At 36.8% G+C, this 22834-nt stretch carries 30 protein-coding genes and 1 tRNA gene; 18 read left to right on the top strand and 13 right to left on the bottom strand.

All coding sequences use genetic code 11. From position 1 onward, the window contains the following. Positions 1-589 (top strand): hypothetical protein (locus WIW89_RS00280; RefSeq protein ID WP_337719303.1); only part of this gene is annotated, 589 nt, incomplete at its 5' end. Between the two features lie 94 nt (positions 590-683). Further along, positions 684-1358 (top strand): hypothetical protein, encoded by a 675-nt coding sequence (locus WIW89_RS00275; protein ID WP_337719302.1) that lies wholly within the window; start codon positions 684-686, stop codon positions 1356-1358. Here the strand turns inward: WIW89_RS00275 and WIW89_RS00270 are convergent. Both WIW89_RS00270 and WIW89_RS00265 read right to left on the bottom strand, forming a co-directional pair. Then, positions 1317-1577, bottom strand: a complete 261-nt coding sequence (locus WIW89_RS00270) for a hypothetical protein (protein ID WP_337719301.1) — start codon at positions 1575-1577, stop codon at positions 1317-1319. The two genes, WIW89_RS00275 and WIW89_RS00270, sit on opposite strands and share 42 nt — an antisense overlap. A gap of 13 nt (positions 1578-1590) precedes the next feature. After that, positions 1591-3348 carry a helicase HerA domain-containing protein gene (locus WIW89_RS00265; protein ID WP_337719300.1) on the bottom strand — a complete coding sequence of 586 codons (1758 nt, stop codon included), beginning with the start codon at positions 3346-3348 and terminating at the stop codon, positions 1591-1593. A gap of 219 nt (positions 3349-3567) precedes the next feature. Between WIW89_RS00265 and WIW89_RS00260 the strand changes: the two genes are divergently transcribed. Then, positions 3568-4971, top strand: a complete 1404-nt coding sequence (locus tag WIW89_RS00260; RefSeq protein WP_337719299.1) for an Ig-like domain repeat protein — start codon at positions 3568-3570, stop codon at positions 4969-4971. Here WIW89_RS00260 and WIW89_RS00255 read toward each other — a convergent pair. Further along, positions 4961-5581 (bottom strand): hypothetical protein, encoded by a 621-nt coding sequence (locus WIW89_RS00255; RefSeq protein ID WP_337719298.1) that lies wholly within the window; start codon positions 5579-5581, stop codon positions 4961-4963. The genes WIW89_RS00260 and WIW89_RS00255 overlap by 11 nt on opposite strands. A 90-nt stretch (positions 5582-5671) precedes the next feature. On the opposite strand from WIW89_RS00255, the gene WIW89_RS00250 reads away from it, so the two are divergent. Both WIW89_RS00250 and WIW89_RS00245 read left to right on the top strand, forming a co-directional pair. After that, positions 5672-6283 carry a Holliday junction resolvase-like protein gene (locus WIW89_RS00250; RefSeq protein WP_337719297.1) on the top strand — a complete coding sequence of 204 codons (612 nt, stop codon included), beginning with the start codon at positions 5672-5674 and terminating at the stop codon, positions 6281-6283. 137 nt (positions 6284-6420) lie between these two features. Then, a complete protein-coding gene (locus WIW89_RS00245) occupies positions 6421-6576 on the top strand; it encodes a hypothetical protein (protein ID WP_012548807.1) in 156 nt (51 codons plus the stop codon). A 28-nt stretch (positions 6577-6604) separates the two neighbouring features. Here the strand turns inward: WIW89_RS00245 and WIW89_RS00240 are convergent, their stop codons facing one another. Continuing rightward, on the bottom strand, positions 6605-7123 hold the full coding sequence (locus WIW89_RS00240; protein WP_337719296.1) for a hypothetical protein: 519 nt from the start codon (positions 7121-7123) through the stop codon (positions 6605-6607). 33 nt (positions 7124-7156) lie between these two features. Between WIW89_RS00240 and WIW89_RS00235 the strand changes: the two genes are divergently transcribed. Further along, on the top strand, positions 7157-7465 hold the full coding sequence (locus tag WIW89_RS00235) for a conjugal transfer protein (RefSeq protein ID WP_337719295.1): 309 nt from the start codon (positions 7157-7159) through the stop codon (positions 7463-7465). Here the strand turns inward: WIW89_RS00235 and WIW89_RS00230 are convergent. Further along, positions 7430-7978: a conjugal transfer protein gene (locus WIW89_RS00230; RefSeq protein WP_337719294.1), complete on the bottom strand. Its 549-nt coding sequence runs from the start codon at positions 7976-7978 to the stop codon at positions 7430-7432. The two genes, WIW89_RS00235 and WIW89_RS00230, sit on opposite strands and share 36 nt — an antisense overlap. A gap of 40 nt (positions 7979-8018) precedes the next feature. On the opposite strand from WIW89_RS00230, the gene WIW89_RS00225 reads away from it, so the two are divergent. Both WIW89_RS00225 and WIW89_RS00220 read left to right on the top strand, forming a co-directional pair. Then, positions 8019-8420: a hypothetical protein gene (locus WIW89_RS00225; RefSeq protein ID WP_337719293.1), complete on the top strand. Its 402-nt coding sequence runs from the start codon at positions 8019-8021 to the stop codon at positions 8418-8420. Between the two features lie 242 nt (positions 8421-8662). After that, positions 8663-11755 carry an ATP-binding protein gene (locus WIW89_RS00220; protein ID WP_337719292.1) on the top strand — a complete coding sequence of 1031 codons (3093 nt, stop codon included), beginning with the start codon at positions 8663-8665 and terminating at the stop codon, positions 11753-11755. Here the strand turns inward: WIW89_RS00220 and WIW89_RS00215 are convergent. From WIW89_RS00215 to WIW89_RS00190, 6 genes are all read right to left on the bottom strand, one after another. Next, positions 11738-12220: a hypothetical protein gene (locus tag WIW89_RS00215; protein ID WP_337719291.1), complete on the bottom strand. Its 483-nt coding sequence runs from the start codon at positions 12218-12220 to the stop codon at positions 11738-11740. The genes WIW89_RS00220 and WIW89_RS00215 overlap by 18 nt on opposite strands. Before the next feature lie 1333 nt (positions 12221-13553). After that, positions 13554-13682: a hypothetical protein gene (locus WIW89_RS00210; RefSeq protein ID WP_337719290.1), complete on the bottom strand. Its 129-nt coding sequence runs from the start codon at positions 13680-13682 to the stop codon at positions 13554-13556. Positions 13683-14204: 522 nt separating this feature from the next. Next, entirely contained in the window at positions 14205-14492 is a 288-nt protein-coding gene (locus tag WIW89_RS00205; protein ID WP_337719289.1) for a hypothetical protein, read from the bottom strand. A gap of 563 nt (positions 14493-15055) precedes the next feature. Next, complete coding sequence (locus tag WIW89_RS00200; RefSeq protein ID WP_337719288.1) at positions 15056-17074, bottom strand: hypothetical protein; 2019 nt, start codon at positions 17072-17074, stop codon at positions 15056-15058. A gap of 18 nt (positions 17075-17092) precedes the next feature. After that, positions 17093-17716, bottom strand: a complete 624-nt coding sequence (locus WIW89_RS00195) for a hypothetical protein (protein ID WP_337719287.1) — start codon at positions 17714-17716, stop codon at positions 17093-17095. A gap of 100 nt (positions 17717-17816) precedes the next feature. Then, positions 17817-18098 carry a hypothetical protein gene (locus WIW89_RS00190; protein WP_337719286.1) on the bottom strand — a complete coding sequence of 94 codons (282 nt, stop codon included), beginning with the start codon at positions 18096-18098 and terminating at the stop codon, positions 17817-17819. Between the two features lie 119 nt (positions 18099-18217). On the opposite strand from WIW89_RS00190, the gene WIW89_RS00185 reads away from it, so the two are divergent. The 10 genes from WIW89_RS00185 to WIW89_RS00140 all read left to right on the top strand — a co-directional run bounded on the left by WIW89_RS00185 (position 18218) and on the right by WIW89_RS00140 (position 21293). After that, positions 18218-18520, top strand: a complete 303-nt coding sequence (locus tag WIW89_RS00185) for a winged helix-turn-helix domain-containing protein (protein ID WP_337719285.1) — start codon at positions 18218-18220, stop codon at positions 18518-18520. A 74-nt stretch (positions 18521-18594) separates the two neighbouring features. Beyond that, on the top strand, positions 18595-18927 hold the full coding sequence (locus WIW89_RS00180; RefSeq protein ID WP_337719284.1) for a hypothetical protein: 333 nt from the start codon (positions 18595-18597) through the stop codon (positions 18925-18927). Next, positions 18924-19283, top strand: coding sequence for an STIV orfB116 family protein (locus WIW89_RS00175; RefSeq protein ID WP_337719283.1), 360 nt, complete (start codon positions 18924-18926; stop codon positions 19281-19283). The genes WIW89_RS00180 and WIW89_RS00175 overlap by 4 nt, the downstream gene beginning before the upstream one ends. Further along, positions 19280-19777, top strand: a complete 498-nt coding sequence (locus tag WIW89_RS00170) for a hypothetical protein (RefSeq protein ID WP_337719282.1) — start codon at positions 19280-19282, stop codon at positions 19775-19777. Before WIW89_RS00175 ends, WIW89_RS00170 begins: the two co-directional genes overlap by 4 nt. Beyond that, positions 19770-20057, top strand: a complete 288-nt coding sequence (locus tag WIW89_RS00165) for a hypothetical protein (protein WP_337719281.1) — start codon at positions 19770-19772, stop codon at positions 20055-20057. Before WIW89_RS00170 ends, WIW89_RS00165 begins: the two co-directional genes overlap by 8 nt. Before the next feature lies 1 nt (position 20058). Continuing rightward, positions 20059-20313: a hypothetical protein gene (locus WIW89_RS00160; protein ID WP_337719280.1), complete on the top strand. Its 255-nt coding sequence runs from the start codon at positions 20059-20061 to the stop codon at positions 20311-20313. Beyond that, positions 20314-20493: a hypothetical protein gene (locus WIW89_RS00155; RefSeq protein WP_337719279.1), complete on the top strand. Its 180-nt coding sequence runs from the start codon at positions 20314-20316 to the stop codon at positions 20491-20493. Positions 20494-20497: 4 nt separating this feature from the next. Further along, positions 20498-20710, top strand: coding sequence for a ribbon-helix-helix protein, CopG family (locus tag WIW89_RS00150; protein WP_337719278.1), 213 nt, complete (start codon positions 20498-20500; stop codon positions 20708-20710). Next, entirely contained in the window at positions 20707-21000 is a 294-nt protein-coding gene (locus WIW89_RS00145) for a hypothetical protein (RefSeq protein WP_337719277.1), read from the top strand. The genes WIW89_RS00150 and WIW89_RS00145 overlap by 4 nt, the downstream gene beginning before the upstream one ends. Before the next feature lie 5 nt (positions 21001-21005). Then, positions 21006-21293, top strand: coding sequence for a hypothetical protein (locus WIW89_RS00140; protein ID WP_337719276.1), 288 nt, complete (start codon positions 21006-21008; stop codon positions 21291-21293). Here the strand turns inward: WIW89_RS00140 and WIW89_RS00135 are convergent. Further along, on the bottom strand, positions 21277-22521 hold the full coding sequence (locus tag WIW89_RS00135; protein ID WP_337719275.1) for a tyrosine-type recombinase/integrase: 1245 nt from the start codon (positions 22519-22521) through the stop codon (positions 21277-21279). The genes WIW89_RS00140 and WIW89_RS00135 overlap by 17 nt on opposite strands. A gap of 193 nt (positions 22522-22714) precedes the next feature. Then, positions 22715-22802: transfer RNA gene (locus WIW89_RS00130), tRNA-Met, on the bottom strand. Positions 22803-22834 lie beyond the last annotated feature (32 nt).

The raw sequence follows: 22834 nt of genomic DNA, 5'->3' as shown, positions 1-22834 counted from the left end.
TAATTTGACCCATGTTTTTAACAGTCAATTCAATGATTACACGTCTGGTAAGTATACTGTTTGGAGTAACGGTTACATATCACTGAAATTCACGGACAATAGCACATTTTACAAGTTCCCTCAAGCAGTCCTTGATTATTATAAGTTTGAGTACTTCGCATTAGTAAGCGAGTTTTCAGGGAAAAACCTAATTGAGTTTCTAGAATTAGCAAGTTATAACTTAACGTGGAATATTCTAGGTATGCAACGTTATAATTTCACTTTACAGAAGTATGTCCCGTATACGGTAGGTATTGTTAATATTTCCTCAGCACCTTTATTCTACTTGAACTCAACATCTTATTTCAATGTCTCTAGTGACTATACAGTATATGTAATAGACCCAGCATATTCTGTAGCTTTTGGCAATTGTTTCACATTTAACAATATCAACATTTACATCTACAATGGACAAACGTTCCCAGAGTCCCAAGAAGAAATATCACTTTATCAAGGTTATTTTGTGCCAGAAATTGTTTGGGCTACAATAGCACCTTATCAGATATATAATACACAAATAGTTTCCGTGTATCAGCCCCCGTCAAGTTAAACCTTTTTATTTTTCGTTAAACTCCCCAGTTTACTGGTAATACTTCTTTTTCGCTAGAAATCCTTACAGGCTTTTAAAATACTTCTATTTTCTGATGCCAGAAGAGTGTAACATTGTAAGAAATCCTGAAGGGTATTTAGTGGATAGCTGTACGGGAGAAGTAGTAGACTTTGAGAATTATGCATATCAAGATTATTCGAACCTAGAGTATTACGAAAAAGTAAGTTCTCAAAAGAGAGAAGCTGAGAAGAAAGAAATAAGAGACATGAAGAAGATTGTGCTTAACTACTTAGTTTCAATAATGACAGAAGATGAGAAGGAAATATTCTATGATTTTCTGAACAGATTAGATACTAGAGTAGATGCTGCAACGTATCTAGCGCTCTATGAATACGTGCTAGAGAAAGAGGGTAAGCCGGTTCTACGTAACTACATAGACTTCATAAAGGCTAAAGGGATCGGGATTTATAGCATAAGGCAGAGGAAGAAGTTACTTAGGAAGGCATTGAGTAGTTGGGATCCAGTTGTGCAATATATTAAAAATGAATATGATGGTGATAGGCAAGAAGCTTTAAGGACGTATGAATTACTGAAAAAATACGGTTTAGTTACCGGTAAAGCAGAGAAGAGGAAGAAAACATTAATAAAATACCTGGAAAATGAAAGGTTAAAGAAAGAGCTCTTCGAAAAAAAGAAAATGGAGGAAATTGAAAATACGCTGCTTATGTTAAACATCAGGGATTTTGAGAACGTCTTTTCTTCTTTCTAAATGATCTAATTTCTCATCAAGCAGGGCTTCTATAGCATCATAGTCTAAATCTGAGAGAACAAACGCATCTTTCCTATTTAAATATCTAACATAATACTTATCTAAAACTGCAGAGATCTGGATGAAACCATAACCATCTTTAACAATAACAACGACGCCATTAGGCAACAAATTTAGTTTCATTCCTCTCTTCTCTACTGGTTCTTTTATGATTCTCATAATTCTGTTCATTTCACTCAGTCCTCCAGCGTTGCTTTTCTTCGTCAGTGAGCTGAATTTGTATATGCGTAGCAATTGCGCCAGTCCTCAGAATTCCCCTTCCTCTACTACTTTTTAATACGTAATCTATCTCTTCTTCACTAAGATGTGCTAAATTGACCAGATCATCTTTTGCCTCTTTCTCTTGCTTAAGAATTAATTTATTATCGGCTAACTGCCAGGCTTCACGTGAATATTTGTTCATATTGTAATGCTGGATTAGTTGCGTCATAGTGACCATTGAAGTCCTCAATGCCCTGGCCGTCCTGTAAATTATCGCTATCAATTGTGCTATATTCTCATATTCGAAGAGGAAGTGTGCCTCATCAATCAATATCAATTTCTCTATATCTCTAGGGAGCTTATTTATCATGCTATAAGCGTAAAGCATCATCATCGTTGAAGCTATCCTCTTCTTCCTACTATCTTCCGTTTTCAGTCCTAAAATTACGAACTTCTTATTCCTGAAGTCTGGAGGAGTCCCCGTGTATACGTATTTATCACTACCCGATGTTAAGTTAAGCAAAAAGTTTTCCAATTTCCTATATTCAGTAGCGAATTTTTTCGAAGCTAAGTCCTCCAAGTTGTCCATTAATTCTTTCAAACTCTTAGCTTGTTCCAATTGGCTAACTAATATTCCCCTCAATTCATGAGGTATTCCGTATTGCTCTATGAGAAAATCTGCTATATTACCAGATGATACTGAACCATCTGCTACTAACTTTACTGGATCTAATCCTAAGTAGTCAGTATCACCGAATACTAAATTAAGGTCTGCCTCGCTCTGTAGAAATTTGTTATAGTTAGCCATAGGGTCTATTATTACAACTCTTAGGTCTTCGTTAATTTTTCTTAGTCTATCAACGAGAACAGCTCCAGTTGTTGTTTTACCTGCACCTGTAGTTCCTGTTACGCACCAGTGCGGATTTTGTCTTCCGTTCACGGAAAGATACGGGTTTATCCCTATTGGAGCACCTTTATCATCGGTACCCAAGAACACTCCATTAGGCTCAATTAGACTAAAACCTATGATCGGATAGAACTTGCTAAGACTGATGTTACTGCTTATTCTGTAACCTATGCTCCCTTCAAAACTATATAACTCCTTTTGAGCACAGCATGGGGTATCAAGTAAAATACCGTTTTCCTGGGCAGTTTGAGTGAGTTCTCTTGTCAAAGATTCAAGTTCTTGAACTGTCTTACTGTGTATAATGAATACGAATCTGAACTTGAGGGGATCTGCAGCCTCCTCATCAAGGTCTTTCTTCAATTGAGCCCCTCTTACCAACATTTCCTCAACTTGGACACTGCTGCTAGCATACCTGGCCATCTTTTGCTTTTTGACCTCAAGACTGTTAAGATAATTTCTAACTGAAAGTGGAGAAATTTTCTGGAACTGAACAACTAACTCAAAGAGCTCAGGGCGTAAAGATTTGAAGTCTATCCTCCCTAAAGCACCTTCGTAAATTTTAGTACTATAAGCGTATGAGACTAAGACTTTTGCATAGCCTTGGTCAGTTTGTAAATATTTTGCATATTCTTTAATAATCTTAGGCCTCTGCGGAGGTTCGGCTGTCTCTAAGTCTAGTTCTTTCTCTGTTATCAAATTGAAAGAAGACGTAATAATAGGGAACTTAGTCCCCTCAAACTCATATACATCTGGTTTTCTCGAGATATAGATATATCCGCGTTCTGCCTGGCTTAACAAAGCACTCAATTCTTTCATTTTCATGTCGCGATCCTCTGGCGCCAGAAGGAAGAACGGGATCCCTTCTAAGCGATAGTACTTAGTTCTGTTTCTAACCTGGATTTGATTCGATTTTTTGAAGATACTGAGGAAACTCATGCTCTCAGAAGACCGATTTTAAAAAGGATATCTTGAATTTTTCTCAGTAAACTGGGGAGTTTACTCGACTGAGCTTTTTAAAAAGAGTTGTTTTGAGAAGGTAAAATGAGGAAAGCATTAACTATATTCATTATTATATTATTGCTACCTAGTCTGATAGGAGGAGTATCTAACTTAGTAGTGTTAGCTGCAAGCGGAGGAAGTTCTGGGAACAGTTTGGCAACGTTCATATCGACGTTACAGACGCTGATACCAGCAGCTCTCATACTCTTAGCAATTCTAGCAAATCGTTATGATCAACGTTATGCTTTAGTACTATTCGCGGCTGCTATGGCATCAGCGATATTTTTAGCAGCTGCTGGACATACAACGTTGTCTTTCTATTCACCAGGAAGCGCAGAATATATACAGCTAACAATATCTGGACCAACGAATATATACGTGGGGCAAAGTGGTACATGGACTATAAACGCATCTGCGTCATGGTACATAATGAATAGCAGCAACGGTGTAAAAGTTACATCTGGAAACGGGACAGTAATAACGTGGACACCAAATTCTCCTGGAAAATACATTATTGTTGCTACAAATATCCTAACTCAGGGGAATGTTACGATATATGAATACGGAAGCTATATATTCGGTGCTCAATACCCACCTTCCCCGCTCGGATGGATAACTGGGGCGATAGTATCCGCATTCCATGCAATTATTAATGCTATTGTAGGAGGATTTAGTTTTCTTGGGGGTATTTTTGCAACAAATATAGTCCCTATTGATAATTTCGTGTATTCTCCCCTTCCAAATTCATTGACTGATATTATCTACACACAAATAGAGCAGATAATGACTGGTTTAGCAATGTTATTAATTGCTGCAAGTGTTACGTATAACGCAATAAGAGGATTTTACAATGATTTAGTAGACTTAGGAGCAGATGTTATATACAAACTCGGCGTGTGGGCCTTATTTACAACTTCTGGACTTACAATATATACTTATGCAGCAGGGCTTTTGAATTTCATTATTAAGGTGACAATCGGATCGTATATAAATGCCATAGCTGGAGAAATGTTCACATCTATAGCAACATACTGGTCAATATTTGGACTTAGCAATGCATTAGGACTCGGTTTTGCAAGAGCATTAGCTAATTATGCTACTGATGTTGTTATATTCTATCTAATATTCGTCGCATTAGCATTCGTGAGATATGCAGCATTATTAGCTGCTGTAAGCCTTATACCGTTAGCGTCTACCTTGTGGTTATTCGAATGGACCAGACCGATAGCTGGCGTTATTGTAGATTTAATAGTAGGATTAATGATGAGCGGTTTAATTTCTGGCATAACTTTCGCAATGTTAGAAGCATTGGGCGTAGGAATAGTAATCTTTCTGGTGGGGCCTGTTCTTGGAGGGATCGAATTCGCGATTTCATTATATCTAACATTTGTTTCGATAAAACCACATGAAAGATTGCATAGTGTTATAAAATCTATTAAAAGTTAGATTTTAGATACATCTTTTTTATAAAAGAAACCGCTTTTTCTGGGTCTACAACTCTATCTATATCAATATATTTTCCGTTTTTCATTACAAATCTAACTAGGCCAAATGTATATGTAGAAGGTTTTCCTGCAGCAGCATCTGCAATAGTATACGTTTTTATTGGTGTATTAGTTTCGGTCCATGTCCTCATTATAAATATGTCACTTACGTCACTCCATGCGAAAATCTTCTTATTGTTTTTCCACACTCCACTCTGGTTATACCAGTGCCATGTTGATAGAGTCCCATATTTTCCAACTGCGAGAATATCTGCAGGTTCTGGAGGTATTATTGTCCTTAGTCGTTTGATTCCATAGGCGGGAATCATACCTATTAAAATAAGTATTATGCCTCCTCCTATAGCATTGCTAGAAAATTTCCCTATGAACATAACATAAATGGCAAAAACAAGAAATAGAAAAGCCATAAATCCTAAAATTGGTAAGGCTATCCTCACTCTCTTTTTTACGATGTCTGTATCCATGTATTTCTTTTCTCCTTCTATAGCTAAATACTTTTCTGTTTTAACTTTAAACTCTACGGGAGTTAGTCCTAAAACCACCTTAAGCAAAAGGGATGTTTATACTAGGTGCTTAAGGTAAAATAAGGGAAAACTTTACAAGTGCTAAAAGTTATAATTCTCTCTTTCGATTTAGAAAATATGTTAGTGGAAATTTTAGGTGGGGTATCAGCTCTACTTCTAATAGTCCTAATAATAGTTATCGCATATTATTCAAGGAAGGTTTCGCAACTAAATAAGAAGATAACAGAAGTTCAGCTTAATTCGCAACAACAAGCCCAACAGATGTTCAATAACTGGGTTAAGCAATACTCACAACAATTACAGCAGCAATTAGAACAATCAATAAAACAGCAATATGAAGCGAAGTTAGAAATGTGGAAACAACAGAATGAACAAATGATAAGAAAGGACGCTATAGCTAGATCAGTTAATACTCTTTTAGGGAGAATAGGGGAAGAATTTGCTCCTCTACTTCTGGCAGACAAATACCAGGTTAATCCTAAGGACTTCAGGCATTTAGGTAGCCCAGTGGATTATATTGCTTTCAAAGGACTTTCTGACGATAATGTAGACCCAGAGGTAATCTTCATTGAAGTTAAGAGCGGGAAATCTAGTTCTCTAACTGAGAGAGAAAGAAAAGTTAGGGATGCAATAAGGAACGGAAAAGTAAGGTATGAGGTAGTCAGTTTGAACGACCTAATAGGTGAAGTGCAGAAGAAGATAAATGAAGAAATAAACAAGTTGAGTTGAAAACTTTAACAGCAGTTCCGTTTTTCCTTATTTTCTCTTGAGCAACTAGTTTAAACTGATCTTCGGCTTAACCTAATTTTAGGGAAAGCAATCGTTTTGTTTAATTTATTAGCCTGTAGATATAATTATTATATTTGATGTTGGCGATAAGGAGTAAGGATCCAGAAGAGATAATAGAACTAGTAAAAAAGTATAGGGCATTTCCTATGGAACTCACACTGTATATCAATGACCCTAAAATAGTTGCAGGACTAAAGAGCAAAAGAAAAGTTGATGTGATAAAAATAGATTAACTTATTTTTTCCTAGTAAACTCCCCAGTTTACTTCCTTATTATTTTAGATATTGTTAAGCCGATCGCGACACCAACTGCAACTGCAAATATCAAATCTTGAATCAACGTCACTGGATAACTGAACTTTAGATCAAGCGTCTCTACGAATGCTGGAGCGTTAATTAGAGCTAATACGCCGAAAGCTGCTATAATTATTTCCTCCTTAAACTTCTTTATGTCAAAAGTTTTTACTTTCTTCTTACTCTCTTTCTTATTTTTCTCTTCTTTAGGTGCTAAGAAGTCGTTGAGATAGAACCTGAGGAAATGATATATGTACTGAAATTCATCCATTGACTTCTCTTCGTAGAAAATAAAGAAGAATACTGGTGCTATAAATGCCATTGCTATCATTATATTCTTGAAAGCGAAAGAGATGCCTAACATCAGAAGTGGAAATATTACTAGTAATTCCTTAATATTCACGTTCTTTATTCCGATAGGGAAACTTTTCTCATCTAACCCTGAGACCGTATACAACCAACCTACTGTTAATTCTCTTAACTTCATCCTAAGATAGGGGGTTTTTAAAAAGAGTATGAAATGAGCAACATGAAAGCGCTACAAATACTAAAAGATAAGGCAAAAGCAGTAGCAAGTTCAGTGAAGATGCCAATAACGGAGTATAGGAAGGGCAATCATGAGGCTGCAGTGGGAGGATTTATAGCCGGACTAGCATTGCTGGGAGGAGCTATAGCTAGTACTTTCGACAGCAGTTTCTCATCTCTGTTAGGGAACGACGCTAGCTACATAACTGACTTTCTAGCGCTGATCGGTTTTGTCTCATTAGTAGGAGGCATAGTCGAGTATAGGAGACTAAGAAAGCAAGTCTTCAAGAAACAATTTAATTAAGATATTCTTTTTTTCATAGTATTCTTCTTTTGTTCGAATGTAATCGGGTGGATGAGTATCAAAGAGCCAGGCTTTTATTCTATCAATTTTAGATTTAGGTCTTTGTTGGTCTGAGGAATATTTTACATTGAAGTTATAGTAAGCATAAAGATCTGCAGCTCTCTCGTAATGAAGAAACATTGCTTTGTAAATAATTAGTAAAAATGGAATAGTTAGAATGTTATAGCTTATTGCTAGCGCAGAAATCGTAAGAAAATAATAAATAAAGTAGGGCTGATGTAAATGCCCTTCCTCATGTGCTAAAATCCTGAAGTCTTCTTTACCTACAATTACTATATTTTTCCCATAAAGAACAGATTTTATTGTTATAGCATTATCTTCATCATTTTCAATTTGATAATACTTTACGCCGTCTTTTTCGTAAAGAAACTTTGCTTTCTTTAGCAATCTATAGTTTCTATACTCATAAATAAATAAAAAGAAAGTCATGGCGATAGGGAAGAAGCTTAACATCACTTAGTAGCTTTTTAAAACTGCTTTAGTTGAGGGAAAAATGAGGGCCAAAACTCTACTTCCGATGTTCATTATAATATTATTAGGTATAACTGCTTCAGCAGCTGCAGCGACAAGCAATAACATCATGAATTCAACGCAAATTCAACAAGCAGCACAGAAAATCCCGGCTCCTCCTTCAAATTTCTTCCAGGAAATTCTTAATCTTGTAGCTCAGGGATATAATTGGCTAGTAGGGATCATTCAAAACATCCTACAAGTGACGTTGTTAAAACAAGACCCAGGGCTTGCAAATACATATGCTAATATTATCGCTTGGCTAATCCCGCTAACTGCTATTTACATAATTCTGACGTTCGCCGAGGTCCTCAGAAAATACTTAGGCTATATTATTGCTGCAGGCTGGATATTCTTACTAGCAGTCATGATCCTAGCCCGTTAAGTTATTTCATTTTTTCTCAGTAAACTGGGGAGTTTATTCAAAAATTTTCACGTATCTTCTGCACCCTTACTGCGCTTATACTACTTACTTAACAATTTTTCAAAATTCTAAGAGACAAAACGAAAGTTTATAAAACTTTCTTTAGATATAGAAATTTAGGGCGATGATGAAGAGATGACGTGCTGAGGAGATGAGGAACGACTGCCAGAGCTGAGCCCGAGTTTTTAAATAATATTCTTATGATGTGGGGCAAAAAAGAGCAGATAAGATATTATGAGTTGTTTCCAAAAGTCGAGTACGATAAATCCTTTAATATAATTAATAGTTTAGGGCATGTCTTCGAGATCATATATGCTAAAGACAAAGATTTGTTACACATATATGCTTATACAAATACACAACTAGAAGTTTTAAGGAAAGATTTCGGTGTTAACGAAAATGTTGACGTTCCGCTCCCTAAATTCATAGGTCGTGTTTTGTTCAAAAACGAGAAGGACTTCTATTGGGGCGCCGAGTTTAACGACTTTAGCAGCTTTCTGACTAAGCTACAGCCAGGGGAGCAATTAAGGCTCTGGATAGTCCTAGAACCGCGGCTCAATGATATATTTCTTAAATATTCTGATAAATTGAAAAGGAATCAAAGTGTCATAGGCAAAAGACAGAGAGAAGTGTTAGCTTCAAGACTAGAGCAATTTGCGAAAGATAACATATATTATCTTCAGTCATACATACTCTCAGACGACAAAAAAAGAATAAAAGAATTAACTAAACAGCTCCAGCAATTTATCTTAACTAGGTCTGGAAAATTACACTTAGAAATTAGGAAAACTAAGGGTTGGGAAGATAATATCCCCCGGATCCCCAGATTTCATTCATTAAAACTAAAGAGATGGCTCTGGGTCGATGAAGGGAAAATTAGTAAAAAAGTTGCAGTGATACCTAATCCGTCAGTAATTCCAGTCCAGTTTTCTATAGGAGGGTTATTACCAGATATAGTACCTAATCGTAGAGGGTTCAGAATTGGTAAGCTTACTTATAGTGGGAAAGAAGTCCAGCTAGAACTGGAGGACTTCTACAGGCACGCTTACATAATTGGAGGGACTGGTGCCGGGAAAACTAGTACAATGAGGATTTTACTGAAGAGAATTAGAGAAGCTTATCCAAAAATCATAACTGTGATTATGGATCCTCACGGTGACTTTGCGGAAGAAATGCTATCGTTCTATGCAAATTATCATAACAACTTTGACCCAGATAAACAACTCTTTTACTTTCATCCAGTTGAGGCCCCAATTTCAGTTAATCCGATAGCACTACCGAAGTTACCCAACGCTCAACAAGCCCTACTTTTGGGATTCGCTAACGTTATGGAAATCTTTGAAAAATTATTTGCCTTGAAAGAAGGAGCAGTTTACGTAAAGTACATCATTCAGAACGCGTTGCAGTTGCTTTATCAGAAGAACCCTGAGCCAACATTTCGTGATTTGTACAATATTATAATAGGATTAAGAAACGGCACGCTAGATTTACCGATAAACAGCAAAGATTGGGAAGAGAAACTGGAACTTTTCCAGGATTTAGATGATACTACGTTCGTTTCCGCTCTGAGCAGGATCGAAATGTTAGCAACAAATGAGCTTTTGCAGAGGATATTCTCTAAAAATACGATAGATGATAATACATTATTTGCTCCAGGGAACGTAATAATCATTAATGCTTCTAAGGGAGCTGTAGGTGATCAAGTATCATTTCTTATCATGGCAGGATGGTTGTTTAAGATCTGGTACTATGCGTTAGCTAGAGCACAACTTAACATGGAAAGAATTCCAGTAATCATTGCCATAGACGAGTTCCAGAACATCGCTGATTTGTCCTTGATAGACACAGTTTTAGCTGAGGCTAGAAAATACGGGATGCATCTTCTATTAGCACATCAGCACACTGGACAGATCGATATGAACTTACTGAAATCATTGATGAGTAACACTGGGGTAAAGTTCTTGATGAAGATGCAAGGTTCAGACGCTGAGAAATTTGCCGAAATATTCCCTGAGTTCAAGAACGAGCTCGTAAAAATACTCCCGTCTCAATCTGTAGGTCAGGCTACTATTATCATAACCCCGAGGAAGCCTGACGATAAAATAATTCCTATAAGAACTAATATTGATTGGGAGGACTTTAAGAAGGATCCAAAATCAATTACGAATGTAATTGAAAGAATGAAGAAGTATGAAGCACAAGACGTAAGCGAAGCAGACGTTACTGCAATTCTCAATCCTATCTTAAAATATGTTGAAGAAAAACCAGATGTTTTAGCTAAATTGATACTTTATGAAACTTTCAAAAGCTCATGCGAAAATGGAAATCATTGCATAGCTTTAGTAGACTTAGTAAGGAAATTAGGAGTTGATAGAGAGAAAGTAGAAGACGCTGTCAACAAATTGGAGGCTCATGGTTATATCTCAGTCGAGAAGATCAAAGGGAAGAAAATACTTCAATACGGTAAAGGATTGTTCCCCCTCAAGGGGATAGTAGAGAACGAGGTAGGGAAGAAAGTGTCCCTCAGAGTTATTTCTAAACTTTACAAAGAAGGACTGGTAGTAGTAGCAGGTAAACAGCAAGGCGATGTAAGACCAGATTTCGTAGCGTTTCCTTACGACCGCGAGACATTGAGGCCTAGGTATGACGAAGCAATAGCTGTAGAGGTAGAATCACCTAACGAACTCAGCACACACTCGGAGCAGGTAAAACGTAACATGTTGAAGTACCTTAACATTACTGATCTCTTTAAAGAGATTAGACTATACACTGATGAAAATGGTTTCGAGAAACTGAAGAAGATCTACGACGAATTTATGGCGGACACTAATATTTCCACAGAATATAAACAGAAAGTCAAAATATTCTCAGTGAAAATCAAACAAAAAGTAGAACAAGAAGCATCAGAAACAAAGAATAAAGCAGAGGAAACTGGGGAGTTTACTAAGAGTGAAGAGCCCGAAAGTAAGGAAAGTAAGCAGGAAACGGTTCCAGCGCTGACCCAGGGAGCACAAACTATTGCTGCAACTGCTACTAATAATGCCCAGGATACCGAGCTTAAACTGGGGAGTTTAACGCTGAAGGAAGTAACGATAGAGATTCTCAAGGAGGATAAAGATTACGCAATAATAAGGATAGGAGATAAGCAGTACAGGGTACTTAAAACTGATTTGGAGTTTCTTAAGTCAGCAGCTAAAGACCCAGAGATCCTAGATGACGTAAAACTGAAAGAAAATAAGATCTTAATCCAAGCAGCTGGGACTAAGAAAACTATCTTATTAGGTCCTACGCAATAACTTATCCTTTACTTTTTCTAAGTTCTCTGGTAATAGATACCACGTATACCTCTCATCTCCCACTATTTTAGCTCTAAGAATTATCCTGTCTTTCGCCATCTTCCATATAATTCTCCTCAAGTACTGAGTCTCGTGAGTTACTTTATAGTACTCTTTAGCAGCTTCGCATTCGAATATTAACTGCAGAACTAAGTCTTTCTCGTTCATTAACTCGTTTTTCTTTAATATTTCAATAATACAATTTTGTACTTTTGCTCTGAAAGACTTTGCTTTTTCTGGATATACTAATAATAAGTAATCATCATTTTTCTTCTTCTCTACTTTCTGCTTCTTACTTTTCTGTTCTTCTTTCTTCTTTTCATTTACATTCTCTTCATTAGAAGAAATATTATCTCCCTTGTTTAAATTATTTTGATTTAACTGAGGTTGGTTTTGAACAGACTGATTATTTACTTCTTCTCCCATCTTTCCTCATCCTAATAATAGTAAATATTTAAAAACCCCTCATAGTCTAACTATGCAAATTTTATACCTCAGTAGAAAGAATTATTCAACATTAGAATTAATGCAGTTATTATGTAACTTTATGCTGTGGATATTTTACTTTGTGCTTCGGTTATGCAACTTCGCGTACCGCGTTTCATCTATATACCCAATCGATTCGATTTTTTTCAAACTTTATATCAAAATTTCTATACCCGGTTTTTCGGGCTCACGCCCGGTCCTTTTTGCTTTCTTTTTTGCTTTTGCATCTTTGCTTTCTGCTTTTGCTTATTCTTCCAATCTAATTGCTTACTCTTTTGCTTTTACTATCTGCAGCTTTGCTCACTTTACTAACTATTCTCTTTGCTTCTCCTAACTCTCTTTCTACTTTTACTGCTTTACTATTCTTTACCCCTTTTCTCTTACTCTATTCTAACTCTAGCTTTGCCTCCTGCTTTTCACTAACTGCTTACTATTCTTTGTTTCTAACTTTGCTTATTTGCTCTGCTTTGTTAACTACTACTCTTTTTTGCTCTGCAAATCTTACTATTCTCCTTTCCTGCTACTTTAACTCCAAACTCTATTATTAGCTCCAGGGTCCTTTTCCCCTAACCCTTTTAACCACGGTCCTATAGCTTAACTATTATAAGCACCTACTAACAGATCCAGGGTCCTATTTTACTAATCCTTAACTCTCTTTATCCTAACATAATTCTCCTCATCTAGAATTCTATTTTCTATAAGGGGCTTCGCCCCTTAACCCCAGTTCCTGACTTACCTACTAACTAAACACACCTACCTCCCTAACCTACCTTTTTACCTCCCTAACTTCTCTCTATTTTCACATCAAAGTTCTATTTTTTCTATAAGGGGCTATCGCCCCTTAACCCCAGCCTTTCTACTATTCTTCTTGCGTAGGACCTCCTTGACTGTTTATCAATTCCGGACCTACTAACTGCTTTTCTAACTTCAGCGCCAGAGCATAAGACTAACAATTTATACAGTTCCAGAGTTTTCTAAATACTAATTTTCTATAAGGGGCTTACGCCCCTTAACCCCAGTTCGTTTAAGCAGTTATTAACACGGACCTACTTACTCTTGTAACTTAGCCTTAACAACCTAATACCTTCTAATCCCATTCTAACTAACTATTTTACTTTACAGGGTCCTACAGCCTTACTATTCTTTCTCTACATAAATAATAGTACATAAACACTACAAAAATACGACTGCGCTAACCCTTATTGCTCCTCTCTTTAGTCTCTACTCTTCTCTTTTTAAGAATATACATTTTTACATTAATTAGTATAAGGGGCTATCGCCCCTTAACCCCGATTTTAATTGCTAGCCTTGCCTGGCATTGCCTGCTAGCATAGCTTTTGCCTGGCATAGCAGCTTTGCCTAGCTGCCTAGCTTGCCTGGTATAGCATTCTGGCATTTGCATAGCCTTGCCCTCCTTACCTGCCTCCAGAACCTTCCTTACCTACCTCCCTAACCTACCTTTTTACCTCCCTAACCTCGAACTCGAATCTCGTCTCGAATTCGAATCTCGGACCCAGGGGCTGGCGGTGAAGAAAAAAGAAGAAGAAGTGAGGACGGTGGTGAAGGTGAAGGAGTGGTGATGACGGTGAAGAAGAGGTGAGGGTGAGGTGGTGAAGTGCTAATATACAATATAATATAATAATGAATAACTGTTCTCTAAAAAGAGCATTGATATAATAGTCTCTCCATAAAGAAATAATATATTGCTTTTTTGCGTTTAGTGTGCAAAAAATGAAAATAATTTATCTCTTTTGTTGTGAAATAAAAGCAAAGAATGAAACTGAATAAGCTCCCCAGTTTACTAAGAAAAATTCAACTAGTATGTATAACTACTACTAGGGTTTGAGAAGTGGAAAAGATTAAGTGAAAGCTTAGGCCCAGGGACCTTTATTGTGTAAAAAGCCCTTCTTTCTCTCCATAAAAATCATATCTTCTTTTCTATATTAACTATAATAAAATGCGTATCCATGGTTTTTATCCAACCGTAACCCTTCATCTTCGTCAAAATGTTGTAAGCTTCCACAGGTGTGCATTCCATATAAGCAGCTGCAATATCAATTAACTTCTTTCTCTCTATAGTTAAAACCCCATTACTGCACTTAGTTATAGTCATTAAGAATTTGTAGAACTCCTTGGCCTTTCTGTATTCATCCTCAGTCATTGCGTTGGCCAGGTCGTCTATGGTATAACCTTTTCTTGGGAGAACTTCCATAATACTATACTAACCACATTCCTTTTTATTAATTTTTCATTTCAGTTTAGAATTAAACTCCCCAGCTTACTGAGAAAAATTGAATTTTTACAAGGCTCTAAAAAACGGCAGGATGAATCAAGTATGTATCACGTGTATCAAGGCTATATAGAGATACCCCTACCCCCTACATTTCACTAAAAATTTTTGAAAATGGGGGGTGCCGTGATACACGTGATACACGTGATACATAACGTTGCTAAAAATGATACACGTGATACACGTTGACGTTATCTTTATATAAAATTGAAAGTAAATAAGGGCTTAGGTGTATCACGTGTATCAATCATTTTTCTCGCAAAAAAGTAGAGTTTGATACACGTTACCTTGTATTTGAAAATTCAATGAAATATTTATATTATTAAGAGAAAAAAAACGGTCAGTTTTTGTACACATTAACAATACAAACAGTATATGTTTCTCTTATTATATTCAAATATTTTGAATTAAACTGGGGAGTTTAACGGATGTTAGAATATTTATTACAAAATTGAGAAAAATTATTGATAGAAACGGCTATGCTGTCAGTTGCCCTGGGCCTCATTTTCGTCCTTAGTCTCGTCGTATACCCTGAATACCCCGTTCTCGCTGTCGTAATACCCATATTCTTTACATAGTTCAATATTTTTATCATTTGGTTCAAGCGGTTTTCCGTCTAAAGATTTACAATACTCCTTTCTATCATCAGTATAATGATATTCGAATACACTATTGAGTTCCTGCCCATATCTTAATACCCTGGTTCTTTTTACTCCTAAAATTTCAGCAATTCTCTTCCACGATAATTTAGGTAAACCATATCTCCTGACGAGCTCCATAGAATATTCCGTAAGTAATGCCGTTGTAAAAACCACTGCGGAATATTTCGTGCTGATGAAAAAGCCGTAGTTATCCAGTGCTGCCCTGGGATTTACAGGGTCTATTATGTCTACTGTGTCTTTCCCAGAAACCTTCAATAATTCGTTCTTCTTCTCATTTATGAATTGCATAAAGCCTTCCTTAACGATCTCGCTGAAATCTGCATCTGTCTCAGAAAAGCCTGGGATATATGGTTCTGGCAGACTTACGTTATATTTAGATGCAATTTCTTTAAGGATAGAAAACCCAAGGGTAATGTAAAACCTCACTGCATCTTCCCTACTTCCTGTTGCCAATGTATTCTTTATTTCGTTTATCTTCTTCTCAAAGATATTGATAGCTTCTCTCATTACCGCCATTAAATCGAGTTTATCTTGCATACTCATCCTCCTCGGCGTCTTAATATTCTTTTCAGTATACCCTTCGTCCTTAGGAATATCCACGATAATCATTTTATCTCTAACAAAGGGGGCTAGAGTATCAACATCGAGATTAGTTGGGATGATTAAGCTCCTTACTGCTAAAAATAGGCCTCCATATTCATGGGATCCGCTCTCACTTATTATATTGGACGTAGCAGAAACAGTGAGCGTAGCTAGCAGCTTTTCATTATTCTGGATGAAAGACAATAAGAAGTTGCCTTCTGTGAGCATCCCTGGTACAGTTATCTTAGCTAGCATTTTCCGTAATTGGAAGTCGCTCTTAGGAGATCTTTCTTCTTCCTGAAAATTATAAAGTGTCCTTAAGGTATCGATAAGTAAGGATTTTCCAGTCTCGTTAGGACCTGTGATTATTAAATGCGGGAAGTATTGAAAGTTTTCCACAAAGAAGTGTTTAGCCCATGCAATTACCCCATAACTTATTACTGTCATAGCTTTAGCTGGATTCTTATAAGAGTTCACGATTGCTGCAAGCAGTTTTATTCCGTTTTCAACGTTCCCGTTATTTGGTAACGTGTACTTAATATTGTCCTTCCATGGTGGAAGATATCCTGCCCTATCTACAATTACTATTTTATCATTGATCACCCAGGGGCCAGGACTGTAGAACATCTCCTCTTCAATTATTGCGTTATCATAAAGGAACTGCGCTACTAAGTGTTTTCTTGTGGTATCAAGAGCGTAACCCTTAAGTGAATCAAGTATCTCCTCCAGGTTTCCTATTATACTTATCCCTTCTACATCTACTTTCATTAAGTTTTCATTCAGAGGAATTCCTTTTAAGACAACTTTCCTTATTTTAGTGATTTTCCCTTTAAGTAAGTAAAGATAATCTCTCAATGCTCTTTTTACTTCTTTATGCTCAGTCACAAAACTGTAGTTTAATAATTTTAATCCTCCGTCTAGTTTTACTTCCTGAACGCACTCTCCATATTCTTCACTCCAACGGACACAAACCGAGGGTTCAGGGATAGCCTTATCTTTATTAAGAGAATTAATGAGTTTATTGATATTTATGCTTTGCAGCAGATGGAATGCAACTCTACCGTTTAATGTGTCCTTTAGGTCTATCCCGAACTCCTGGTCTAGGATGGCCCGTAGCGCCAGCGGGTTTTCGAAGTCCTTCAGGTCTACTGTTACTTCCTTATTATTGTGGATTAATTTCAGCCCGAGGGCGTCTACACAAATAGTAAACACTAACTCCGTGTCTGGGATTTTCACTTCGGTGCAATTGCCCTCGGGCATCATCATCACCTCTTAGAATTAAACTCCCCAGTTTAACGGAAAAAATTCTAGAATACTACTTTGCCTACGGGGCTTGCTTACTTGTTTTAGAAAATCTGTGAGCATTCTGCGTAGCTTTAACGCGTTTTTGCGATCTTCGTTCTTTCCAAGTACGTAACCAGTTATATCAACTCCATCAAAATCATAGCGTAAAGCCTCTTCAAGTTCATGTCTTGTTGAAACACCCAAATACCACTTCCTTCCTTTTACTGCTTTAAGGAAATCGTTAAGTGTATAGGACCTATAGCGGGAATCTGATGCATAACCATAATAAACCTTAAAGCCCAAACTCTTCAACTCTTCAACTATTACCATGTCGTTTTCTAACGAGTGAATGGGAACTACAAACTCAATCGATTTTAAAGGCGATAAATTTACACGGGCTTTATGCGGTAAAACGTAATCGGGATATACTGCTATCCTAACTTCATTCCTCTTAACTTGTAGTTTCCTCAAATAACCTATGTAAGCCAACTTACTCGTTAAAAGGTCTCCTTTAGCGTCATAAAAAAGGGGGTAAGGGTAAAGCGGGTTACAGACATACTCACTCATATACTTCCACACGAAATACGACAAAGGACCTTTCCCGATACCGACAATCATGGTAAACCCCCCAGTTTACTCTCTTCTGATATAGAGAATTCTAATTGTAAGATGATGAAGAAGAGAATAACTATAATAAAAATAATGAAAAAGAAGGATTTCATTGAATCTTGCCTCTCGCTTGAGCTATTTTCATCATTACGAACTCTTCAGCTTCCATTAATCTCTTAGCGAGTTTTTCTCCATCCTCTGTTAACTTTATTATATGTTTATTTCCCTCATATCTGTCTTCAATAAAACCTTCTTGTCTTAATTGTTCTATGAAGAAGCGTAAGTTAGAATTACGCATCATTCTGTCTATATCACTATACTTTCCGCTTCCTCCTAGTTTCAATAACACTATAAGTACCTTGTATTTAGCGTTGATAGGATAGACTTTCATCACTCTATACTGTGTGCAGATAATATTAAAAATTTGCTTTCTGTGTAGACTGCAGAATAGAGGGACTGGTAAGCGAAACTGTTAAAATTCTACTCTCTAAATTATGTAGTGAGAGCAGAATGAGTGAACTTGTTATAAATAAAAAGCTTCTCGATATTTTGTCAACTCCTATGCAAATATTATTATATATTAACATGATGGGTGAGGGGTCCTTAATGGATCTGGTAAAAATTAGTCAAATGAGTTGGCATACAATCCAGAAATGGATACCGATTCTAGAAGAGAATGGGTTAATAGTGGTGAGAGAAGAAAAAACTTCAGTAGGAACTGCTAAGAAGGTAGTGAAGTTAACGGAGACTGGCAGGGCTGTAGTTGAAAAATTATTAGAATTAAACGATACTCTAAAAGAGATTGGTAAATAACATTTTTTATTTGAGATTCTCTGCACTCTATGTTGAATGCAAAAGTTTAAATATCTCTCCGCATACTATGTAGAATGAAGAAAATGAGTTTGGTCACAACTTCAAAAAACTCCCCGGTTGACGGGGAGAAAGATCTTCTTTTTTTAATTAGTTTACTGGACAGAGAAGATAAGATAGCATTCGTAAAGGAATTCAGAGAAGATTTTGAGAAAATGGTCGAAGAAAGGAGGTTAAGTAAAACAGCATTCTATAAGTTTCTAAACGGATACGCTCCAGCAGATGAAAGAATATTAGAAGTTGCGGAAGCCAACAAGGAAGCAAGAAGGTGGGTAATTGAAAGGGTAAAGGCAAAGGCAAAGAAGGCATTAGAGATTATAGAGAAAATGGAGGAGGCTGAGGAGGAATGACTGTCTTCTTAACTAATTCTTTCAGTCCTAGCATGCTAAAGTTACAGAAACATAGACAAGTTACAGTAAAATTTGAAGAAATCGACAATAAGGAATTCTGCGAAACAATAAAGAATGCTAAGGATCTGATTAATGCTGTTGGCCATAAGGCTACTGTCGATTTGGTAAACACAATGTGTTCTACACAGCTGAAAGAGAATAGAATAAGTATAACTGCAAATGCGGGGGATATAATAGTAGCACTAATTCTAACTATGAGGCTAGAGGAAGGGCGTGTACTAAAAGAGGATGAGATAAAGCAATTCCTAGATCAGGGGAAAATAAAATTCGTAAAGGCTGAGGTGGAGGAGGAATGACTGAAACTACTTCTACTTTACAACAACACTTAGAAAAAGCGTATGCATTAGCATACAAAGCACAGAGATTGGTTAGTGTTGATAGAGCTGCAATAAGGATTCACAGAGAATTGAAAGAAGTAATAGGGAGTTTAGAATTCTACTTAAATAATAAAATGGAGTATGATGAAGCAGAAGTTGGAACAAAATTACGCTATTATGAAAAGCAGTTACAATTAATTGAAGAGAAAAGAGATTCTACGCTATTGAGAAGTTTTAGACAAATGGTATCAAAATCTGACGATAAACTGGGGAGTTTACCGCAAAATCTAGATGAAGAGAAATACTTCATTAATTGGATGAAGGAAAAGGGATATGAAGAATGTTATTATTCTAGGGTAGAGGCTCTTAGAAGGTTAGATGAGATAGGAGTAGAAGCTGAAGTAAGAGAAGAAGAGGACCCATTGGGGATCAATCTCGATCTCTGGTGTCTAAAGGTGAGGAAGAATGAGTGAGAAGGAAATTATAGATAAGATATTTGCTAGATTCGAAGAATTTATCAATTCTAACAGCCAGATGTTGGTAAATAGAGAAGAACTTAAGGTAGTGTGGGCGGTCAGAGATAGAAAGGTATTGAAGGGATTTCTGAGGATAGGCAGGAAACACATTCCATTCTATGCTGCTTTTAATGAGAATAACGACCTCACACTATGGATCCCTGGAATTGGTCATATCTTCTTTGAGAACAAGACAATACAGACGTTCTTAGAAGAGGAAGAGGAGGGTGAGGAGTAAGATGATAAAAAAGAAGGAAAGAGACGGTAAAGTGTACATCTATGTCAGAGACGAGGACACCGGAATTGAATGGACAGAAGTAGTCGATAAGGCAGAGTTTGAATGGTGTGTAGCACAGAAGAAAGAGCTAGAAGTGGAAGACCCAGAGAGGTCGGCAATGCTGGACTTTGGGATATTTGGGCATTGTTCTATACCGAAAGTTACGTTAAATGACGTTCTAAAGTTCATATCGGAATTACAGAAGGGTGAGGAGTGAGTGAACGTAAGGACTATGTATAGGATTGCACAATCTATAGAAAATATATTAGATGACATTATTGACGACAATGTGACTGACGAGAAAGAAATATTAGAGATTCTTCTTGACGCTAAACGTCTAACAGATTTGCTTTCTCAAGAATTGAATAATTATATCGTGAAGGTGACAAAGGGGTGAGTCAATGAGGGTTGTAACATTCAAATTAGACGAAGAGCTGCTTAGAAAGTTAGATCTTTATTGTGCTAACAATAGGTTAGTTAGGAGCGAAGTGATTAGGGATGCTATTAAATTCTACTTGAGCAACTGCATATATCCCAGGGGAAGGGTTTACAGAAAGAATTCTATTTCTATTGGAGAGAATCACAAAAACAACGTTAGGGTGCAGGAGCTATGACAGTTAGTGAGATCATTAAAGAAAACGAAGAGCTGCAAATTCAGTATAGTAAAGCATTGAATACTATAGCGGCTTTAGAGAGGAAGCTGCAAAAGTTAGAAAGAGAGAATGAAAGATTGCAGAAAGAGAACATTTCATTAAAAGACGAGAACCTAAAATTAAAGAGAATGAATAATATATTAATGAGGGCGATTGAGATCGCAATACAGATCAAAGACTATAACGCTCAAACTAGACACTTACAGTTAGTTTTACAAAAACTACGTGAAACTGGGGAGTTTAAGGGGTGAAGCTCATGGAGCTGCAGCAATTACTTATTCCTAAATTAAATATCTACAAACACAAAGATGGCTATGTAGTATATATACCAGAACGCTTTACCGAGTACCTCCCAAAACAAGCTAAATTAACAATATTATTAGATAATGAGAAGATACCGATAGGCGTTGTTACGCTCTTTAAAGCTAACTCTAAGAAGTATGCGATTAAGCTACCTAAACGTTTAGGCTATCTTTGGGACGACTTAATATCTAAAGATAAGCAGGTTACATTAGTTTTGGAGAAGTTCACTCAAGGAGTTTAGGTGCGTATTTTTCATATACTTCTCTGAGTTCTTCTTCCGAAAAAGGCAAATAGTGTTCTTGTAGTATTCGGAATTCCCCTGGACTAGTTCTACCTTGAAGGATGTTTACGATCATCGGGCTTACGCCTTGCTTAATCATATAACTTGCCCAGAAGGCCCTCAAATCGTATAGTCTGAATACTTTTCCTGCTTTTTGCATAGTAGTTTTGATTTCGGCCCTTATCTTATCTTCATTCATGGGGAAGAACTTCTGTTTCCAGGCTTCCACATCCTGCCCTATTGCTGCTACTCCACCCCAGTGACGTTTTATATATTCCTCCCTATATGGTAAGTAATTTTCTTCAACCCATTTTGCAGTCTTTTCATGTAGAAAAGTAATGTAAGCTCGTTTAGTCTCAGACTCTTTTAATAACTTAATTACCTTGTGCTTAAGGTCGATCTGATTTATCTTTAAACTGAAAAGTTCCCCTGTCCTTAAGCCAGTTTCAACTAATAACAGGAAATAAGTCTTAGCCCCAAGCTCTTCAATTTCATTATATATTCTCTTAAGGAGCTCTAATGATAACGGCTCAGGCTTATACTCAGTCTTGGGACGTGGAATAGAGAAAGATGAGTAGAGAATCTGGGCTAAATAAGGTTCCTTAGGCCTAACCACTTCTTTAATGAATAGCTTAAGGGCTACTGCCATTTGTCGTGCTCTATGAGGACTTTCCTCTCCTTGTTCTAACAAATACTCTTTGGTTCTATCTGGAGAAATGATGTAATTTAGGTCCTTTAGGAGGCGGTTAATATAACGCCAATAATCTTCAAATGTGTTTTTGCTCCTCTTAGAAATCACTTTCTTAAACAGCTCTAAGTCTTCTTTCGATACAACGTAAGAGTAACTTGTTGAGCGGATATAGTCTCCTAAGTTACGCTGAAGTAATGCTAGAAAGAGCTCCCGGAACTCTGGGTCCTTTAATGCCTTTATGATTACGGCCATTGCCTCGTTATAGCCAACTTTTTCGATGTCTATTCCTACTATAAATCTGCTCAATTCGTCTGGAGTTAGAAATTGTACAGCTCTACTTACTACTTCATCTGGTACCTTGTATTTACCCTTCTTATAATACCAAAACATTACCCTGGAAATTCCTAGTTTATCATAGTCAATTCTCTTTTCTTTTATAATGTATTCCAAAATCTTTAGTCTAGTTTCGTTATCAAGTTGCGAAACGTCAAAGTTCATTTTTTATCTGATGATATAATCAGATAAAGCGTTAAATAAAACGTTCTCAAAAACTCGTTAGACGTTAAATTTTAGTAAATTTTTGCGTCAAATGTGTTATCCTACATATACGTTAAATAAAAAATCGAGAGACGTTAAATTCTAGGATTTCTCTCATTTCACACCGTTAAAAATTACGTTAAAAGTACGTAGGTGCCGCCGCGGGGATTTGAACCCCGGACAACCGGATGTCCCCTGCGCCGTATGAGTCCGGCGCTCTAACCAGGCTGAGCTACGGCGGCACTATATTTTTTAAGTGTTAATTCGGTTATAA

The organism is Stygiolobus sp. CP850M (assembly GCF_037389425.1).
GTDB lineage: Archaea > Thermoproteota > Thermoprotei_A > Sulfolobales > Sulfolobaceae > Stygiolobus.
The sequence above is the reverse complement of the archived record's forward strand: the minus strand, read 5'-3'. Positions and strand labels throughout refer to the sequence as shown.

Bases quoted from the DNA above. Each gene is read 5' to 3' on its own strand.
- WIW89_RS00165 (WP_337719281.1), top strand. From the start codon at position 19,770: ATGAGTGAGAAGGAAATTATAGATAAGATATTTGCTAGATTCGAAGAA.
- WIW89_RS00270 (WP_337719301.1), bottom strand. From the start codon at position 1,577: ATGAGAATCATAAAAGAACCAGTAGAGAAGAGAGGAATGAAACTAAAT.
- WIW89_RS00225 (WP_337719293.1), top strand. From the start codon at position 8,019: ATGAGGGCCAAAACTCTACTTCCGATGTTCATTATAATATTATTAGGT.
- WIW89_RS00205 (WP_337719289.1), bottom strand. From the start codon at position 14,492: ATGGAAGTTCTCCCAAGAAAAGGTTATACCATAGACGACCTGGCCAAC.
- WIW89_RS00160 (WP_337719280.1), top strand. From the start codon at position 20,059: ATGATAAAAAAGAAGGAAAGAGACGGTAAAGTGTACATCTATGTCAGA.
- WIW89_RS00260 (WP_337719299.1), top strand. From the start codon at position 3,568: ATGAGGAAAGCATTAACTATATTCATTATTATATTATTGCTACCTAGT.
- WIW89_RS00230 (WP_337719294.1), bottom strand. From the start codon at position 7,978: ATGTTAAGCTTCTTCCCTATCGCCATGACTTTCTTTTTATTTATTTAT.
- WIW89_RS00215 (WP_337719291.1), bottom strand. From the start codon at position 12,220: ATGGGAGAAGAAGTAAATAATCAGTCTGTTCAAAACCAACCTCAGTTA.
- WIW89_RS00275 (WP_337719302.1), top strand. From the start codon at position 684: ATGCCAGAAGAGTGTAACATTGTAAGAAATCCTGAAGGGTATTTAGTG.
- WIW89_RS00150 (WP_337719278.1), top strand. From the start codon at position 20,498: ATGAGGGTTGTAACATTCAAATTAGACGAAGAGCTGCTTAGAAAGTTA.
- WIW89_RS00195 (WP_337719287.1), bottom strand. From the start codon at position 17,716: ATGATTGTCGGTATCGGGAAAGGTCCTTTGTCGTATTTCGTGTGGAAG.
- WIW89_RS00235 (WP_337719295.1), top strand. From the start codon at position 7,157: ATGAGCAACATGAAAGCGCTACAAATACTAAAAGATAAGGCAAAAGCA.
- WIW89_RS00220 (WP_337719292.1), top strand. From the start codon at position 8,663: ATGTGGGGCAAAAAAGAGCAGATAAGATATTATGAGTTGTTTCCAAAA.
- WIW89_RS00240 (WP_337719296.1), bottom strand. From the start codon at position 7,123: ATGAAGTTAAGAGAATTAACAGTAGGTTGGTTGTATACGGTCTCAGGG.
- WIW89_RS00170 (WP_337719282.1), top strand. From the start codon at position 19,280: ATGACTGAAACTACTTCTACTTTACAACAACACTTAGAAAAAGCGTAT.
- WIW89_RS00250 (WP_337719297.1), top strand. From the start codon at position 5,672: ATGTTAGTGGAAATTTTAGGTGGGGTATCAGCTCTACTTCTAATAGTC.
- WIW89_RS00175 (WP_337719283.1), top strand. From the start codon at position 18,924: ATGACTGTCTTCTTAACTAATTCTTTCAGTCCTAGCATGCTAAAGTTA.
- WIW89_RS00200 (WP_337719288.1), bottom strand. From the start codon at position 17,074: ATGCCCGAGGGCAATTGCACCGAAGTGAAAATCCCAGACACGGAGTTA.
- WIW89_RS00185 (WP_337719285.1), top strand. From the start codon at position 18,218: ATGAGTGAACTTGTTATAAATAAAAAGCTTCTCGATATTTTGTCAACT.
- WIW89_RS00180 (WP_337719284.1), top strand. From the start codon at position 18,595: ATGAAGAAAATGAGTTTGGTCACAACTTCAAAAAACTCCCCGGTTGAC.
- WIW89_RS00190 (WP_337719286.1), bottom strand. From the start codon at position 18,098: ATGAAAGTCTATCCTATCAACGCTAAATACAAGGTACTTATAGTGTTA.
- WIW89_RS00145 (WP_337719277.1), top strand. From the start codon at position 20,707: ATGACAGTTAGTGAGATCATTAAAGAAAACGAAGAGCTGCAAATTCAG.
- WIW89_RS00140 (WP_337719276.1), top strand. From the start codon at position 21,006: ATGGAGCTGCAGCAATTACTTATTCCTAAATTAAATATCTACAAACAC.
- WIW89_RS00210 (WP_337719290.1), bottom strand. From the start codon at position 13,682: ATGCAAATGCCAGAATGCTATACCAGGCAAGCTAGGCAGCTAGGCAAA.
- WIW89_RS00135 (WP_337719275.1), bottom strand. From the start codon at position 22,521: ATGAACTTTGACGTTTCGCAACTTGATAACGAAACTAGACTAAAGATT.
- WIW89_RS00245 (WP_012548807.1), top strand. From the start codon at position 6,421: ATGTTGGCGATAAGGAGTAAGGATCCAGAAGAGATAATAGAACTAGTA.
- WIW89_RS00265 (WP_337719300.1), bottom strand. From the start codon at position 3,348: ATGAAAATGAAAGAATTGAGTGCTTTGTTAAGCCAGGCAGAACGCGGA.